The organism is Mucilaginibacter sp. PAMB04274 (genome assembly GCF_039634385.2).
Taxonomy (GTDB): Bacteria; Bacteroidota; Bacteroidia; order Sphingobacteriales; family Sphingobacteriaceae; genus Mucilaginibacter.
Window position 1 is genome coordinate 2,755,430 of record NZ_CP155081.2, and the last position, 18,107, is coordinate 2,773,536.

Genomic DNA, 18,107 nt, shown 5'->3' on the forward strand with positions numbered 1-18,107 from the left:
TAAGAGCTTTGATGCTTGATGATGATATACCTATTTAAAGGTGATTTAGGGGTAACTACCAAAAAAGAAAAGGCTGCTCTTTACGGGCAGCCTTTTCTTAATTCAGAATTACCTGATTCGGTGCGGAAGAAGGGACTCGAACCCCCACGCCTCGCGGCGCCAGATCCTAAGTCTGGTGCGGCTACCAATTACGCCACTTCCGCATTAGGATTAACAGGGTGCAAATATAGCGTTATCTGTTAATATTTAAAATTAAAAAGTCATTTTGAGCTAATTGTGCTGATATATAGCCAATTAATTTTAATGAGCTTTTAGAATGCATTCTTATCACCTCTAACAGTGCCCCAAAAAGTTAAGAAAATAATTTTCAGATCAAGCAGGAACGACCAGTTTTCCAGATACCACACATCAGCTTCTACCCTTTGCAGCATGTCTTCGGTTGTTTTAGTTTCACCACGCAAGCCGTTTACCTGTGCCCAACCTGTAATGCCCGGTTTTAGAAAGTGGCGAACCATAAATTGGTCTATCAATTTAGAATATTCTTCGGTATGCTTAAGCATATGCGGACGCGGACCAACAACCGTCATATGCCCCATTAGTACATTAAAGAACTGTGGCAGCTCGTCTAAGTTAGTTTTACGCAGGAAAGCGCCGATCCTGGTTATGCGCGAATCGCCACGGGTGGCTTGTTTGCTGTCCGAATCCTTGTTCACTTTCATGCTGCGGAACTTGAAGCAACGAAAAGCTTCGTTATCACGTCCTGAACGTACTTGAACAAAAAATATAGGTCCATTTGAGCCCAACTTTATAAGGATGGCCAAAATTGGAAATAACCAGCTAAACACAAACAGGATAATAAATAAAGAAAAGGATATATCGAACAAGCGCTTAAAAAAGCGATTGAGCATGTTTTCCAAGGGTTCAGGTCTGATCGAAATAACGGGTATGTGCCCGAAATTTTGAACAAAGGTTGGCTTGTGGGTATAATAGAATTCAGGCACGAGCTTAAAGCGGATAAGGTTTTTATCCGCATCCATCATAAGTTGCTCAATTTTGTCGGCCTCAGTATTGGGAAGAGTACAAAAGATCTCGTCAACGCGATTTTCCTTCACATATTCTATACAACGGTCGGTACCACCCAGAAAAAGATTTCTGTTAATCTCAGTATTGCGGTCGTCAAATATACCCAGTATTTTATATCCCCGTTCAGGATTGAGGTTGATAAAATTATAAAGGTCGGTACCAATTCGGCCACCTCCAACAATCACGGCCCGCCTAAAGTCAGTTAACAGCGCGCGATCGCTACGCCTTATAGCCAGGAAGATAAGTTTCCAAACACCCAGTAAAAAGCCAAAAAGTGCTAAGGAATAAAATAAGTATTGACGTGTGATAGAATAAGCCTTAGTACCAATAATGATGAGAACCGTAAAGCAAATAAGGCTCACAAACAATAGGTAGGTTTTAAAAACGCCCCTGTAAGTTTTTATAGAGTCTTTATTTAATACCTGCTCGTAAAAACGAGTAATATTAGCAGACAACAGCCATATTAAATTGAAAACTAATACAATTGGTAAATAATTTTTATTGTTGATCCAGATGATGTATGATTTATCAACTATAATATAGGCCAGTATCATACTAACATTCAAAATCACATAATCAACAGAAAGATTTATGGCTTTTATGAAAGTAGCGTATCTGTGGCTCATATTGTATTCTCATCCTTATCTAACCAGAAGGCTGGCTTATAGGGTTGGCTAAATTAACAGATATTTTTGAAATTGTATATAGTAAAGTGATGCTTAAGCGTAGTATCACAGATAGTAATTAAGTTAATGCATCAAAATAGCCTGTTTGATTTAATCTGGGTATATAAATCTTGGCCCCTACATAATTAACTTATAACCATAGATGCATGAGCAACCTTTGAAAGCAGTCAGGTAAGGCAATATAACATGCCTGCCTCAGAAATATTTCATTATTCAGTTGATGACTACGGCAACAAATAACATCATTTAGTAATTAAGGTCCACCGCTGTACAAATGATATGCCCTATGAGTATATGCATCTCCTGTATGTGTGCTGTTACTGCCGATGGAACAATTAAATTAAGATCGCAACAATCAGTCATCTGACCTCCGGTATTGCCTGACAGACCAATATTAGTACAACCCAAACGTTTGCCCAACTGTAGTGCCTTGATAACATTGCCGCTATTGCCGCTTGTTGATATGCCTACCAGTACATCGCCCTTAGCAGCTAACCCCTCCACCTGACGCTCAAATATGCGATCAAATCCGTAATCGTTACCAATTGCAGTAAGTGCAGACGTGTCGGTTGTAAGCGCAATTGCCGGCAATGACCGCCGTTCTTTTACAAACCGGCCAGTAAACTCCGCTGCAATATGCTGAGCATCAGCAGCGCTACCGCCGTTTCCAAATAATAACACTTTATTGCCAGCTCTCAGGCATGCTTTAATAAGAGTACAAGCTTCTTCTAACTTGGGAGAAAGCCTAACAAGCGTATCTTGTGCTACCGAAATATGTTGATTGAATATATCTTTAATATCGTTAATCATCCTGGGTCTCTACTGTTAAAATTACCTATTAAACCTTTGTTCAATCTCATCAAGTGTTGCTGTTGCACTGCCTACTTTACTTACTACAACGGCAGCTGCCTGATTGGCAAATACGCAAGCCTCATACAAGGATTTTCCCGAACACAATGCAAGGCCTAAAGAGGCCAAAACCGTATCGCCCGCACCAGTTACATCAATAACGTCAAGGGCCTTGGTAGGAATTACATTTAACCCGGAGTCAGAAAACAAGGCAATTCCCTCATCTGACATTGTTACAACTACATCGTTACAGTTAGTTATTTCTTTAATCCTTTTACAAGCCTGTTCCAAACTATCCTTGTCCTTAATTGCAATACCAGTGGCTAAACCTGCTTCTTTTTTATTAGGCTTAATGAGATTAACACCCTTGTACTTTGAAAAATCAAGCCCTTTGGGATCAACAAGAACGATTTTACTACTTTGCTGACATATGCTTACAACTGCCTGAACCAAGCTTGCGGTGAGCAACCCTTTATTATAATCTGATATCAAAATAACTTCATAGGTATTGATGATATCTCTAACCTTAGTGACAACAGCCTGCTCTACTTGTGAGCTAATTGATTCAGTAACCTCACGATCCAGCCTAATAAGCTGATGATTTACGGCTAACACACGCGATTTAATTGTTGTACATCTGCTTGCGTCTTTCACAAGCCCATCAGAAACAAAACCATCCGCTTGAAGCATCATCTCAACAATCGCTGCATTTTCGTCGTCTCCAGTGACAGAAATAATGGTGGTAGTACAACCAAAGGCCTTCAAGTTTTTCAGCACGTTACCCGCACCACCTAATGTGCGCTTCTCACGCGTTATTTCCACTACGGGTATAGGCGCCTCAGGCGATATTCGATCGCAATTACCGTAGATGTAATGATCAATCATTAAATCACCGATAACTAAAATTTTAGAATTACAGTTCAAATTATTATACATATTTTTAAGCAAAAGCAACAGACAATGCTTCAGTTGAGGTAATAAGCCCACAAACTTTAATGAGAAACAATGTCAGATTAGTCTTTAGAAAGCCGTGATATGGCCGATATACAGGCAATAAAACATCTATCGTACAGTTTTGTTTCTGGTGATACTTATATACACTTACTGCAAATTGTTATCGTATATTTGTACAACACTCATCTATGAAAAAAGCTCAACCAAACTCTTTCAAAAGCACAATAGCGTTTCATATCCTGTTTTGTTTGTTGGCATACACTTTAAGCGCACAAGCTCAGGTTCGTTATCAGCCATATAGTTATCAATTCTATCAGAAGCTGAACGACTCTGTTTACTCAACTAAAACAAACTTTCATAGCGCAATTAAACCTTATTTAATAGACGATACGACGTTATATGCAAAATATAAGACCTTAACCAACTATGGGGTTGACACGTCAAATCGTCGCAGCTGGGTGCACCGAAAACTATTCGACGAACATTTGATAGACATCAAAAAAAGCGATTATACTTTTTTTGCGGATTATCTTCCAGATTTGACCCTAGGTAGGGAATTTAGCAATTCCCGAACTACTTGGCTGAACACCCGGGGATATCAAGTTGGAGGAACAGTTGGTAAAAAGTTTTATTTTTACTCAAGTGGCTACGAAAATCAAGCCGTTTTCCCTGATTATTTTAATACTTATATTAACCAAACAGGAATTGTTTCGGGGCAGGCATATGACCGCAAGCCGGGCGGTACGACTAAGGATTGGTCATATGTTACAGCTTTACTTTCATATACTCCTTCTAAATATCTTAACATTGCTTTAGGGCATGATAAGAACTTCATAGGCGACGGATACCGCTCTATGCTTTTATCTGACTTCAGTTCGCCCTACACCTTTTTAAAGCTTACAGGCAATTTAGGAAATGTAAGTTACATGGCTATGTGGAGCTATATGCAAGACCCACGCGCACCTAAAGTTGGTATGGATATAGGCAATCGTAAAAAGTGGGGCGTTTTTCATTATCTAGACTGGAATGTAACGAAACGACTATCCTTAGGATTCTTTGACTCCGTTATTTGGGCGGTAACAGACGACAATGGTAACAGACGTGGATTTGACTTTACTTATGGTAATCCAATTATATTTTTGAGACCTGTTGAGGCGGATAATGGATCACCAGATAATGCTATGATTGGATTCAATGGAAAGTATAAAATTTCAGATCAAGTAGCAGTTTATGGTCAGTTCGCTTTAGACGAATTTGAAGCAAAGAATTTCTTCTCTGGAAAAGGGAGCTCTAGAAACAAATATGGCTGGCAAATCGGTGTTAGAGGCGCTAACGCGTTAAAAGTTAAAAACCTAAATTTTTTGGTAGAATATAATGGGGCCTTGCCTTATACTTACAGCCAGGTTAGTTCTGTAATTAATTATGCACAGCAAAATGAGCCATTAGCACACCCTTTCGGCGCAAATTTCAAAGAGCTTGTTGGATTACTAAATTATAGCTACAAGCGTTTCGACTTTTCGGGACAAATCGATTATGGGCATTATGGGATGGATGAGAACGGCCTTAACTGGGGGAAAGATATTTTCTTATCTTACCTTACCCCTGCTCGATTCAACGGAGCACCAGAAGATTTCGGCACTCGTAATGCGGCAACAACAACAGGAAACTTTATCGGCCAAGGTTTAACCACTAATATGTATTATGTTGAAGGTAAGATTGCTTACTTATTAAACCCCAAATATAACTTGCGGATTGAACTTGGAGGAGTCTATCGTCAGGAAAGCAACAATCTGTTTAACAACAGCACCAAGGTGATAACAATAGGTTTAAGAAGTTCCTTCAGGAATTTATATCATGATTTAGCGAGTTATAAATAAAAAATTGAAGATTTAAGTGCTAATCGTATTTAACGCTTTTTTATCATATTTATCTATTACAAAACTTTTTAATTGTTGAATAAATACTGTTTCATCAAATTTTTCTGCATGCTCACGTATGAATAGTGTATTGAAGCTTATGCTTTCAGCTCGCCGAACAGCATCACAAAGTGCTTCAGGTGTTTGGGCATCAAAGAACACTGCTGTGCAATGATCTGCATCACCACTGTAAGGTATCATAGTTTCCAATACTCCTCCGGCTCCATAAGCAATTACAGGGCGCCCCGATGCATTAGCTTCTAAAGGTGTTATACCATAATCCTCGTGTTGTGGAAATATAAATCCTCTACATTTTGAATATAACTCTGCTAATTCATTATTACTTAAATCACTCTTAAATTCTATATTATTTTTAGCAATTTGTTTTAATTCAGCAGACTTTGTTCCATTACCGACAACAATTAATTTAATCCCTAACATATTAAATGCTTGAATGGCTAAGTCAACTTTCTTATAGTATTCCAATCGAGTAACAATTAAATAATAATTACTGATGTGTTCAGAAAGATAAAAGTTCCTGACTTTGACATCTGGCTTAATTACATGCACAGTTTTCACCTTGTACGCTTTCTTAATCCTTTCGGCAACTTCAGCAGTGTTTGTTAAAAAGTAATCCGCTCTTTTGGCGGATTTGGCATCTATTCTTTTTAATTGCTTTATGACGACATCAAATAAAGTCCTATATAGCCCTGTAGACTTAAGATACTGCGTATATGAGGTTGGGTTCCATGCTAAACGGAATGGAGTATGTGTATACATAAAGACTAATGACTTGGGATCAATCTTAACGTATTTTGCACAATGTGTATTTGAGATTATTACTACATCGTAATTTTTAATGTGCATTTGTTGCATAGCAATTATGCCCAGAGGAAAAAACAGGGCATGCATCACTTTTACATTTTTAGCGAGTATTTGAAAAAGAGAGGTATTTACATTGTATTGTTTGAACTCAGGGTAAGTGCTATTTTCATCATAAGCTAATGTATACACGTCCGCTTCGGGAAAAGCTTTCAAAATAGTTAAAACAACCTGTTCTGCTCCTCCTCTTCTCATGAGCTCATCATGAACAACTGCTACCCTCATTTACTATTTATAAGATTTGTAAGTATTATATTTTATAAACATATTTTCCAATTGGTTTATACAATTTTCACATCACAAAAACCGCCGGAACTTTTGCTGGATCTTTATCACTAAATTAAATGGCAGCAATAATTACCATTGGCGAAATTACAAAAATGAATGAACTTAAATTAAAAGTTTCTTTATGATAATAGATCATTGAAAACTTGTATATGTTTATCATAACTGCTTTTCCATGTAAACTTTTTTATTTGTATAGCGCCTTTTTCAGTTATCGTCTTTCGTAAACAATCATCTGTCAAAACTTCTTTTAACAGTAAGGCTAATTTGGAACTATCTAATGGATCAAAATATAAAGCGGCATCATTACAAACCTCTTGATGGCTTGGAATGTCAGATACAATTACAGGGCAAGAACATTTCATGGCCTCAAGTGGCGGCAAGCCAAATCCTTCATAAAAAGATGGAAATACAAACACAGATGCCATTGTGTATAAACTATCCATATCTTGCTGATTAACATATCCAGTAAATAATATAGACTTTTGAAGAATAGAATTATTTTGTATTTTATTGAATATTGATTGGTCGCCTGTAATGAACCCCTCCTTTCTCCCAACTATCACTATTTTATATTTGTCTTGAATGGAGGTGCTTAACTTTAAATATGCTTCAATCAAGACGTTTAGATTTTTGTGCGGTTTGACATTACCTACAAACAATATATAATGTTCTGGTAACTTATACTTTGCCTTTACTACATTTACGTCTGTAAGTTGAACTTGTTGTTCTACACCGTTATGAATAACGAGAATTTTGTCAGGATCGCATTCATAGTACTTTAAAATCTCATTTTTAGAAAACGCTGAAACAGTGATAATTTTATCTGAATTGTAAACGGCTGCATACATTACAGTTTTTACATACATTTTTTGAAAAAAAGTAAGCTGTTCATAATTATGCAGATGGTATACATCATGAATGGTTACCAATCGCTTCCTTGCTCTTACGGGAAATACGGGAACATTGTAATGCGGCGACCAAAATACATCACAGCTAGGGATATTTTTTGGTAACAATACTTGTTCTTTGAGTGAATAAATATTGGCATTAACGTTGAGTTGTACAAAGCTAAGTCTCTCCTTATTATGAAATGACTTTGATACGTCATCTACTTTATCAGTAACTGTATAATTTGATTTGATCGACTTAACTATTTCACTTAAATAAGTTCCGATTCCCGAGCTGGAAATCATTCTTCCGTCAATAACAATTTTAGGCATCTTGCGGTGTTATATTTTTAGGAATTGGTTTGAATAAATAAGAAGCAACGAACCAATAAAAAGCCATAGTTGGTATATAAAGTATGGCACCGTCGGATGCTGATATTATTATATAGATAATTAAACTCCAATGGAGATTAGTACTACTGAACTTTTTTTTCTTAATGTAGTAAATGATTAAGGGTGCGGAAATATACCCAAGGTAAAGCACCAGCCCGATAACACCAAACTCTTGTAAAACTGATGTATAAACTATTTCCCCAATACCTTTAAATTTATCTTCTCCAAACAACGTAATATTGTTTAAAGCGCTCAGCTGCTCAAGCCTCCCACCGAGATTTTTATCGAAAAGAAAACTTAAATCTAAGTTTAATAGATTCAAAGCTAAAGGTACACAAAAAGTTAAAAAAACTAACGCACATACTAACACCGTCCACCCTTTTACACCGTTTAGGTTCCTAAATATAATCAACAAAAAATAAATACATGTACCTATCCATACCGTTCTAGATAAAGTTAAAAACAGAGCTATAAAGAACCCCAACCTGAAAAACTTGTATTTTTCAATGCTCATGTATAGTGGCGCAAATATGAGCATGCAGACGCCAAAGATATTTCCGTTATTATATGTGGAAACAAGCTTAAAGAAGTCGCCTCTGCTATTAAATTTCTCTTCCAGAGAGTTTGTATCATCTATGTTTACGGTCAAAAATGGGATTTCGATTGTCCTATTGCTTTTCAACTTATATACGAATAACAGCAAGCCAAATACTATGACAAATCTTAAACACCATAAAAAAACATTAGTAAAAAGTACATTAAAATTTTCATTGTCGATAACCCTGTTAAATACCATTAAGAACATAATCGGCATAAATAATACACTTAAGATGTAAGAAAACAGAAAACCGAAACTTTCAACGTCTTTTGTTAAAAGGACCAGACCTGTATATGCTATGTATGGAAGACAAGTTTGTAATGTTAAAAGTCTCTCTTTTTTAAAATAGATTTTACTGTTATCAATAAATAATCCTACTAAACAGAATACGGATGAAAGCATTAAGATGAGATAGCCCCATGTCAAAGGTATACCAGAGATTTTAAAGCCGCCTTTTGGAAAAGCAATTAAAAATATAATTGTTAAAGTTAAGAATGAACGCTTAAAACGAGTCATCAAAGGTCAGTATTTAGGAACGCTTGATTATACATTGAGTAAAACCAGTTTTAATTATTTTTTAAGTTTAGCTTAAAACCATCGATTAACCCTTTAAAAATTTTTTCTCTTTGTGCACTGTTGTACTTTAAGGACTTTAATAAGCTGGTGCAAAAAGTGTATGTAATAGGTATAATTCTCTCTATAAAATTTAAGTTTTTTGTTAAAAAATAGATTCTGTTACGACGGCCATAATATATACTGAATAAAGAATCGTCTCCTCCGGTTGAGAAGCTCACTTTGTGAAAAATTTTAAAATTGTGATAGTAATAAATCTGATATCCTTTTACAATGCATCGATATATAAAATCAGTGTCATCATAATATACAAAGTATTTTTCGTCCATCAATCCCACATTTTTAAAAACACTGTTGTGTATAAGCATAAAGCAGGTCGGTGCGTATTTAAAATACTTATCAACGTCATATTTGCCATCGTCATCATCCCCCTCTCCTGCATGGATAGTAACGCCTTTATACTTTATTAATTTCCCTCCTGCCATCCAAATTTTGTTAGTACCGTAAAAAAGTATTTTCGGAATTACAATACTTTCCTTTTTTTCGATAGCTAAGTCTACAAATGATTTTAATCCGTTAACATTATCAAATTCAATATCATTGTTTAACAGTAATGTGTAAGACGTTTTGCTTTCCAATGAAAGCTTAATTCCTTCATTGTTTCCCTTAGCAACTCCATAATTAAACTCACTTTTGATGTGTTTATAATTTTGTATTGGGTATATAGCAAGCAGGTCCATCAAAACTTTGTCAGTTTGAGGGTTAGGATCATTATCAATCAAATAAAGACAATAATCTGTGAAGGTCTGCTCGTAAAGACTTTTAATAAAGCCTTCAAGTACATCATCACTCTTGTATAGAACAGTTACTAATCCAACTAAAGGCATAATATCTATTTAAAAAGCCCTTTTTCTTTCATCTCATTAATTGATTGTTCGTATTTGTCAACAGTGATATCTTGGCTCGAAACCCATTCTGTGAAGAGCTTTATACCTTCTTCAAAAGACACCTTCGGTTCGAAACCCAAAATAGATTTAATCTTGGTGAGATCGGCATAGTTATGACGGATATCACCTAAACGGTAATTGCCTGATATATGTAAGGGTATATCAATTCCATAGCTAGCAATCAATGTTTTTGCAACATGAATAACGTTAATAGGTACTCCTGTGCCAACATTGAAAACTTGGCCATTTGCCTTGTCATTTTCAATACCTAAAGTAGTTGCATTAATTACATCATCTATGAAAACAAAGTCTCGGCTTTCAAGACCATCTTCAAAAATATTTATAGATTTTTTATTGCGAATTAATGTAGAAAATATAGACAATATACCAGTATATGGATTTGATAACGATTGCCCAGGGCCGTATACATTCTGATAACGGAAAGCCACAGGAGCTATGCCAATAGTCGGCGATACAGTCATGATCATTTGCTCCTGGTTTTGCTTGGTTATACCATAAACCGAAGATGGGTGAATCTTGGATTCCTCATCTGTTGCTACTAATTGCAAAGGTTTATCAATGCCGGGATACTGTACCTCAAAATTGCCTGCATCCATAGAGGAAGCACTTCGGTGTTCTGGATAAACTACACCATGATCTTCAGAAAGATATTTCCCCTCACCATAAATTGATCTTGATGATGCAATTACTATTTTTTTTACCGTCTTATTTTTATCGTTAGCCAGTATATCCAACAATAATGCAGTACCGCCCACATTAACTTGTACATAATTTTCAATGGCATACATAGATTGCCCTGTACCCGTTTCAGCAGCCAAATGAACCACAACATCCTGCCCTTGTAAAGCTCCAGCCAGTACTGCCCTGTCAGTAACAGAACCTTTAATAAAGGTAACTTTATCCTTGATTGATGTAAATAGTTGCGAATTTATTTCAGGCTGGTTACCATGAATTTGTTCAGATAAGGTATCTAAAACAGTAATTTTATAACCTTTGTCTACCAGATGCAATGCTAAATTACTTCCAATAAAACCAGCTCCACCAGTAACAAGTACTCTGTTCATCTTTTATTTTTTTACTCTTAATTTAAAAATTTCATCTAACTCTTTTGTCGAGCGTTTCCAAGTGTACTCATTAACAAATTTGTTAGCCCTTGTTGCTAAGTCAATTCTAAATAAATTGTCATCTATTAAATATTGTACTTTTTCTGCAAGGTCCTCAGCAGATTGTGGCCTAGCCATTAAAACTGTCTCCCGGTCAATACCATAATCCTTATGTCCGTCAATGTCTGTACATACTACGGCACAGCCACAATATAAAGCTTCCATAGGTGGCAATGCGCACCCTTCCTGAACACTTGGGCCCAAAAAAATAGCAGATTGATTATAGATTTCAGGAATGTCTGAGTAATTATAATAAAACTCAATCCAATCATCTATGCTTTCTGGCCTTAAGCTAACGCTAAATAAATACGCTTTAAGTTCAGGGTTTGCCTTCTTCAATATTCTTAATGCTTCTAATCCGTAAATACTGCCCTTTCTAGGTTCCGTCGAATAAAGCATGCAAATTGTTAAAGGATTTCTTTCGGCTATATTTACCTTTGCATAATATTTATTGTGATCAATTGCAAAGCTTACTTTATGCGGGTATACGCCAGTTACTTGTTTTATATATTTATATAAATAATTGGCGATAACTACGTTTTCAGACTTTGCAACAGTGTAAGACTTTAAAACCGCATCTTCGTTACCAGTCCAGTTTTCAATATCTTGAATTAAATTGAATGGCGTGCCTTTACTTGAAGATAATCTTTTAATATCGAACATAAGAACCCACCATGTAGAAAATACAATATCGCCATCTTTTATAGTATTGTTATTAATGCTATAAATGTATCTGATAGTTATTTTTTTATCGAGCTCAAACCACTCTGGAACTTTGGGTTGTGTGGTTTTATAATACAAATATTTTAAAGCCATTTTCACCCCTGACTGCATTATATAACTTACCTTAATAGGAAAATAGAACGTAACATCGTGACCTAAAGCAACTAAATGGTTTGCATATTCGAACATTACTCTTAATCCACCACCAGGTTTGACAGGTATAAACGGAATTAGAACATTTATTTTCATATTATTAAGATGACGCAAAAAGCTTGGACTTAACGTTTAATAGTGACGATGTAATTAACTCATTTTTTACAAAGAAAATTTGATAGATGGCATAAAAAGCTGCACAACATAGAACTGTTAAGATGTTTTGTAGAAAAGAATTAAGTACAAAATAATTAAAGACAAACTTTATGGGAATAAAAAATAACGAGCCTATTACTGCATCAATTAAATACCTATAATTAATGCTAACTATGTTTAACTTTCGCACGTTATAAAACGTCATTAACATCACAAACGCTTCTGTAAAAACGTTGATAATTGTTGCTCCAAGCGCTGAAAAAAATGGCACAATTGCCAAATTTAAAGATAAGTTGATTATCATACCAACAGTAACAATTGTAAAAATAATCTTGTCTTTCCCGAGGGGGGTTAAGATTTGCCAAGCAAAAACATTAGTAAATCCTATTATGACTGTAATAGCCGCTAAAACCCTGATTAATAATATCGATTCATGGAACTTAGGTCCGACGATAATATCAACTAAAAAAGGAGCGGTAATTATTATCCCAAAACATATTGGAACTGCAAGAGTACTTGTGTAATTGATGGATTTGTCTATTAATTCATTTACCCGTTTGAAATTACTTTCACTAAATGCCTTACTAATTTGTGGTATTAAAACAATACCCAATGCTGTAATTAATGTTATGGATATCTTTGTTATTTTAACAGCCGTGGAATAATATCCAACGATTACTTCACCTTTTAGCAACCCTAACACAGTCGTGTCAATTAACAAGTAAATACTAATAGCAAGGTTGGATCCTAAAATGGTTAAAAGAGGCTTTAAATGCCTTTTTAAATTGATATTTTTAAACGAGATTTTAACTTGTTTACGCGCGTGTAAATAATTAAATAAAGCGTTAAAAAGGAAGCTTAAAGACATTAAACCATAATATAATAATGTGTCTTCCTTGCTTTTAACAAAAGTGTACAACAGAACGATAAAAACTATCCTTATAAGTAAAGTCCGTTTGGTTATATAGCTAAAGTCTTCAATCCCCTGAAAAAACCACTCTGTTATAAAAACATTAAATATTAATGTACATAAACCAATATAAATCAAATTTCGGTGTACAATCAATGCAGAAAAAACAAATGAGCTTCCTAAATAAATTATACCCAGTAATAAGGTTGACGCAAAGTGTATAATTATAAGTTCGCCATACAAGTCATTTAACTTAGAGGGAGAATCTTTTACCTTAGAAATTTCGCGAACTCCGTATATAGGTATTCCTAAATACGCAACAAGTAGAAAGATTGATGTTATGCTGTCAATGAAAGCAACAGAGCCGATACCTTGAGGCTCTAACACTCTTGACGCATAGGGAAATATAATTAACGGGAATAGTACTTGACTAACCGATAAGATCAGATTGAATAAAATATTCTTTTTTAGCATATCAATTTTTCACCTTAACTGATGCTAAATCTTCAATTTTTGATATAATCTTTTCAACTGTGTTGTCCCAAGTAAAATTTGATAAGCAGTTCTGCTGTCCTTTTTCAGCCATATTCTGGAGCATAGGAATATCTGACAAAGCTTTCGCTAGACATTCAGCAAGTATGTCAGGGTCAGCCTCGTTTATACCGAATCCATAGCCACCATGCCCAGATAATTCGGGAAAACTGTTTCGGTTAAGCCCAATAATTGGCATTTTACAAGCCAGCGCCTCCAAATACACAAGGCCCCAAGGCTCGTTAAGTGCAGGCATTAAAAACAAACTATGCGTGTTAAATAAGTCCTGTAATTCCTCAATAGGTATAAAACCGTATGTTTTTATGTTAGGATGATCTATTAACCCGGTGTAGTCATTTTGGCCAACGATTGAAAGCTGGAGATTAGGATTAATAGTTAATGCTTTCTCGAAAGCTTTAAGCACTATATCTCCTCCCTTGTCTTTAAACCTACCTTTGGCTGCAAAGAGTATTTTTCCATTGCTATAGTCTTTTGTACCAAAAAAAGGTTTAATAACACCGGTTCCTGTACCAACAACTGTTATCTTTTCAGACGGAACATGGTAGTGATTAATTAAATTTGCTTTCACAAACTCACTTATAGAAAAAATATGATCTAAATTTTTATAAGTTTCATATTCAACCTTTTCGGCATCATTAATAAGTTTATTAGAGTACTTACCCATATTTGTAGCTTGTGAAGACCACAAGTTCCAGGTAAAATCACAATAGAAATAATGGTGCTGATCTTTTGGTAGGGCGGCAGGTAAACAGCAGGTTCCAACATGCAAAGTATGTTTGGATTTAGACTCGGCAGTTTTTTTTACAAAGCTCCTTCCATAGGCATGCCTGATAAATTTGCCTCTGTTTCTGTCAACAAACGTTTTGTAATACAACATTGATAGAAATTGTATTGCTTTACTCTTTAATGCTTCCTGATCGGCATAAAAAGTCATCTCTACCCTATCTTCTTTCTTAAGAACATCTAAAATGTTTCTAGACGTTCCTGACCACGTTTTCGGGCTGTTAGGATCGCCTATTGAACATACGTTTATTTTCATACTTTCTATCAAGTGTAAATGCAACTGGGTTAATCTTCAATCTTTTGGATGAGATTGTTGTATAGATCAATGCTTTGCTTGATACATACGTCCATATTATAGTATTGCCACTCGCCAAAACGTCCTAAAGTATGGATGCCCAGGTTTTGTAAATAGGTTTTTACATTTTGGGTTGCAGTATCGTAATTCTCATCAAAAACAACGTATGCGTGATCAGAAACGTGGTAATCTATTGGGCGTATCAAAAAAGGATCTTTCTTTCCGTTTTCAACCATTTCGTCATATGATTTTTCGCCCACAACTTCTGTTATAGACACGTTTCTTTGAGGTTGGTAGAAATTACCGATATGTATATAGCGATGAAAAAAGTTATTTGATTCGGGAACATAGGTCCAGGTGTGCTTAGTTCCTTGTGTTTCCCATAACATGGTAGAAACTTTGTTATACTTCAATTTACCAGCCTCATCTAAAACGAACTGTGGTGTTGCCTCTATTAATGTTGGCAAGATATTAAGAGGTAGCGTTGATATGATTAAGTCGTACCTTTTTTCGTTATTGACGATCCATAATTTTTCAAAAGCGTCAAAGCTAATTTTTTGAACAGTATAATTATACGTAATATTCAAATCTTCTGCCAAGGCATCTATAAAGGTATTCTGATTGTTGGTATTTGGATAAAAGAAATTTGCATGAGGCATTTTATCTGCTTCATTATTGACTAGCCCATTAAAGAATGACTTTTTATCAGGAATAGGCAACTTGCCTTCAACCCAGCTTGGACTCATTTCATTAGGTGACCGATTCCAAATTTTGGTATTATACGGGATGAAATAAGACTCAGCTAATGTATTTCCAAACTTCTTTCGGAACCAATCTTCCAAATTTTTGTAATTTAAATCGTCCTCTGCTGCCAAAAAGTCTTTTGTAATATTGATGGCTAGTTCACTATCAAAATTATTGATTTGCTTAATTGCAAACTCAATAGGATAGGTTATTTCATTATCCCGAAAGTTTATATTTGCAGCTCGTTGAATGTTGTGCCATTTGTCTTTGCTGAGTACTTCATCAAACACAAAATCAAGAACATCTCTATATTTGGAATTAAAGCAATGTCCTCCTGTTACATGGTAGGCTACCCCCTCAACTTCTTTTGTCCTTGCAATGCCACCATGTATATGGCTACGTTCTAAAATTTCAACATCAAACTTTTTGCTTAATAACTTTGCAGCACTTAAGCCGGAAATGCCGGCACCTAATATTCCAATTCTCATATTATTCGTATTGGTTTTTGATTTGGTAACCTGAGTCTTTCAGCAGTTTTTCACGTTGGAACAGATCTACGTCCATAGCCACCATCTCGGCCACCAAACCTTGCAGGTCATACTTCGGTTTCCAGCCCAGCTTGGTCATCGATTTAGTTGGATCGCCAATCAGTAATTCTACTTCCGTAGGACGGAAATACTTAGGATCTACAGCTACCACTTCGGTACCTGCTACAACCTGAAACTCCGGTTTTGAACAGCTTACCACGTAACCTTTTTCCTCTACACCTTCGCCTTTGAATTCAACCTCGATACCCACTTCAGCAAAAGCCATGCGCACAAAGTCGCGTACATAAGTGGTTACACCGGTGGCTATCACAAAGTCTTCAGGTGTTTCCTGCTGCAGGATCAGGTACATTGCCTCCACATAGTCTTTGGCATGTCCCCAGTCGCGCTGCGCATCCAGGTTACCCAGGTAAAGCTTGTCTTGCAAACCCATGGCTATCTTGGCTACCGCACGGGTAATCTTACGCGTTACAAAGGTCTCACCCCTGAGCGGGCTCTCATGGTTGAACAGGATGCCGTTACAGGCATAAATGCCGTAGGCTTCCCGGTAGTTGACCGTAATCCAGTAAGCATACAGCTTGGCTACGGCATAAGGGCTTCGGGGATAGAAAGGCGTCGTCTCACTTTGCGGAACGGCTTGTACCAAACCGTAAAGCTCTGAGGTGGAAGCCTGGTAGATGCGGGTCTTTTTCTCTAATCCTAAAATACGGATAGCCTCCAGCAAACGCAGGGTGCCGATACCATCGGCATTGGCTGTATACTCGGGCGTATCAAAGCTTACCTTAACATGGCTCATCGCACCCAGGTTATAGATCTCATCAGGCTGTACCTGCTGGATGATGCGGATCAGGTTGGTCGAGTCAGACAAATCGCCGTAGTGCAAAACCAGGCTGGGATGTGGTTCATGCGGATCCTGGTACAGGTGGTCTATCCTATCGGTGTTGAACAACGATGAACGGCGTTTGATGCCGTGTACTTCGTAGCCTTTTTCCAATAGTAACTCTGTTAAATAGGCCCCATCCTGACCTGTTATACCTGTTAATAATGCTTTCTTCATACGTGTATTATATTTGTGTTACTGTATGTTTTGTTAAAAAGTCCTGGTAAGCTAACCGGATACCTTCTGGCAGGTCTATTGTATGTTTCCAGCCCTTACTGTGCAATTTGGATACATCCATTAACTTACGCGGGGTACCATCCGGTTTCGAGGTATCAAAAGTAATCTCTCCTGGATAACCCACGGTTGCTTTAACCAGCTCGGCCAGCTCTTTTATAGACAGGTCTTCACCTGTCCCTACGTTTACCAAACCAGCTTCGTTGTAATTCTCCATCAGGTAATAACAAGCTGCGGCTAAATCATCGGCAAACAAAAACTCCCGTTTGGGCGAGCCGGTTCCCCAAATTGTAACCGATGGTAAACCTTGCTCTTTTGCCTCATGAAACCTACGGATCATGGCTGGCAAGACATGCGAATTCTGAGGATGGTAATTATCGTTATAACCGTACAAATTGGTTGGCATAACCGAGATATAATTACAGCCGTACTGTGCACGGTAAGCATCACACATTTTTATACCGGCTATCTTAGCTATAGCATAAGGCTCATTGGTGTCTTCTAACGGGCCGGTAAGAAGGTAATCTTCTCTCAATGGCTGTGGCGCCATTTTAGGATAGATACAACTGGATCCCAGGAACATCAGCTTTTTTACGCCGTTGAGGTGAGCCGATTGAATGATATTATTCTGTATCTGTAAATTATCGTACAAAAACTCAGCCCGGTACGTGTTATTAGCTACAATACCACCCACCTTAGCGGCTGCCAAAAAAACATAGTCAGGCTTTTCCTGTTCAAAAAACACAGCTACCGCTTGCTGATTGCGTAAATCAAGCTCTGATGAACCGCGCGTTACAAAATTTGTAAACCCTTCCTGCTCTAACTTGCGCATTATAGCCGAGCCTACCATTCCACGATGGCCAGCTATGTATATCTTAGCTCCTTTTTCCAA

General features: G+C 36.7%; 15 protein-coding genes and 1 tRNA gene. 1 reads left to right on the forward strand and 15 read right to left on the reverse strand.

The window, feature by feature from the left end; translation table 11 throughout:
• Window positions 1–121: 121 nt before the first annotated feature.
• From ABDD95_RS11640 to rfaE1, 4 genes are all read right to left on the reverse strand, one after another.
• Window positions 122–203: transfer RNA gene (locus ABDD95_RS11640), tRNA-Leu, on the reverse strand.
• A gap of 108 nt (window positions 204–311) precedes the next feature.
• Window positions 312–1,709 (reverse strand): undecaprenyl-phosphate glucose phosphotransferase, encoded by a 1,398-nt coding sequence (locus ABDD95_RS11645; protein ID WP_345952063.1) that lies wholly within the window; start codon window positions 1,707–1,709, stop codon window positions 312–314.
• Between the two features lie 306 nt (window positions 1,710–2,015).
• Complete coding sequence (locus ABDD95_RS11650; RefSeq protein ID WP_345952064.1) at window positions 2,016–2,579, reverse strand: D-sedoheptulose 7-phosphate isomerase; 564 nt, start codon at window positions 2,577–2,579, stop codon at window positions 2,016–2,018.
• A 21-nt stretch (window positions 2,580–2,600) separates the two neighbouring features.
• Window positions 2,601–3,605: a D-glycero-beta-D-manno-heptose-7-phosphate kinase gene (rfaE1, locus tag ABDD95_RS11655; RefSeq protein WP_345952065.1), complete on the reverse strand. Its 1,005-nt coding sequence runs from the start codon at window positions 3,603–3,605 to the stop codon at window positions 2,601–2,603.
• 155 nt (window positions 3,606–3,760) lie between these two features.
• Here rfaE1 and ABDD95_RS11660 point away from each other — a divergent pair, with 155 nt between their 5' ends.
• Complete coding sequence (locus ABDD95_RS11660) at window positions 3,761–5,449, forward strand: gliding motility protein RemB (RefSeq protein ID WP_345952066.1); 1,689 nt, start codon at window positions 3,761–3,763, stop codon at window positions 5,447–5,449.
• Window positions 5,450–5,461: 12 nt separating this feature from the next.
• Here the strand turns inward: ABDD95_RS11660 and ABDD95_RS11665 are convergent, their stop codons facing one another.
• The 11 genes from ABDD95_RS11665 to ABDD95_RS11715 form a co-directional block, all read right to left on the reverse strand.
• A complete protein-coding gene (locus ABDD95_RS11665) occupies window positions 5,462–6,595 on the reverse strand; it encodes a glycosyltransferase (protein WP_345952067.1) in 1,134 nt (377 codons plus the stop codon).
• Between the two features lie 182 nt (window positions 6,596–6,777).
• Window positions 6,778–7,878: a glycosyltransferase family 1 protein gene (locus tag ABDD95_RS11670; RefSeq protein WP_345952068.1), complete on the reverse strand. Its 1,101-nt coding sequence runs from the start codon at window positions 7,876–7,878 to the stop codon at window positions 6,778–6,780.
• Window positions 7,871–9,052: a hypothetical protein gene (locus tag ABDD95_RS11675; RefSeq protein WP_345952069.1), complete on the reverse strand. Its 1,182-nt coding sequence runs from the start codon at window positions 9,050–9,052 to the stop codon at window positions 7,871–7,873. Before ABDD95_RS11675 ends, ABDD95_RS11670 begins: the two co-directional genes overlap by 8 nt.
• A 50-nt stretch (window positions 9,053–9,102) precedes the next feature.
• Window positions 9,103–9,996, reverse strand: a complete 894-nt coding sequence (locus tag ABDD95_RS11680; protein WP_345952070.1) for a glycosyltransferase family 2 protein — start codon at window positions 9,994–9,996, stop codon at window positions 9,103–9,105.
• A 5-nt stretch (window positions 9,997–10,001) separates the two neighbouring features.
• A complete protein-coding gene (locus ABDD95_RS11685) occupies window positions 10,002–11,141 on the reverse strand; it encodes an NAD-dependent epimerase/dehydratase family protein (RefSeq protein ID WP_345952071.1) in 1,140 nt (379 codons plus the stop codon).
• Between the two features lie 3 nt (window positions 11,142–11,144).
• Window positions 11,145–12,212, reverse strand: a complete 1,068-nt coding sequence (locus ABDD95_RS11690; protein ID WP_345952072.1) for a glycosyltransferase family 4 protein — start codon at window positions 12,210–12,212, stop codon at window positions 11,145–11,147.
• 4 nt (window positions 12,213–12,216) lie between these two features.
• Window positions 12,217–13,656, reverse strand: coding sequence for a flippase (locus ABDD95_RS11695; RefSeq protein ID WP_345952073.1), 1,440 nt, complete (start codon window positions 13,654–13,656; stop codon window positions 12,217–12,219).
• A gap of 1 nt (window position 13,657) precedes the next feature.
• Window positions 13,658–14,773, reverse strand: a complete 1,116-nt coding sequence (locus ABDD95_RS11700) for a glycosyltransferase family 4 protein (RefSeq protein ID WP_345952074.1) — start codon at window positions 14,771–14,773, stop codon at window positions 13,658–13,660.
• A gap of 29 nt (window positions 14,774–14,802) precedes the next feature.
• On the reverse strand, window positions 14,803–16,044 hold the full coding sequence (locus tag ABDD95_RS11705; RefSeq protein ID WP_345952075.1) for an FAD-dependent oxidoreductase: 1,242 nt from the start codon (window positions 16,042–16,044) through the stop codon (window positions 14,803–14,805).
• A 1-nt stretch (window position 16,045) separates the two neighbouring features.
• Window positions 16,046–17,158, reverse strand: a complete 1,113-nt coding sequence (gmd, locus tag ABDD95_RS11710) for a GDP-mannose 4,6-dehydratase (RefSeq protein WP_345952076.1) — start codon at window positions 17,156–17,158, stop codon at window positions 16,046–16,048.
• Window positions 17,159–17,165: 7 nt separating this feature from the next.
• Window positions 17,166–18,107 (reverse strand): GDP-L-fucose synthase, encoded by a 942-nt coding sequence (locus ABDD95_RS11715; RefSeq protein ID WP_345952077.1) that lies wholly within the window; start codon window positions 18,105–18,107, stop codon window positions 17,166–17,168.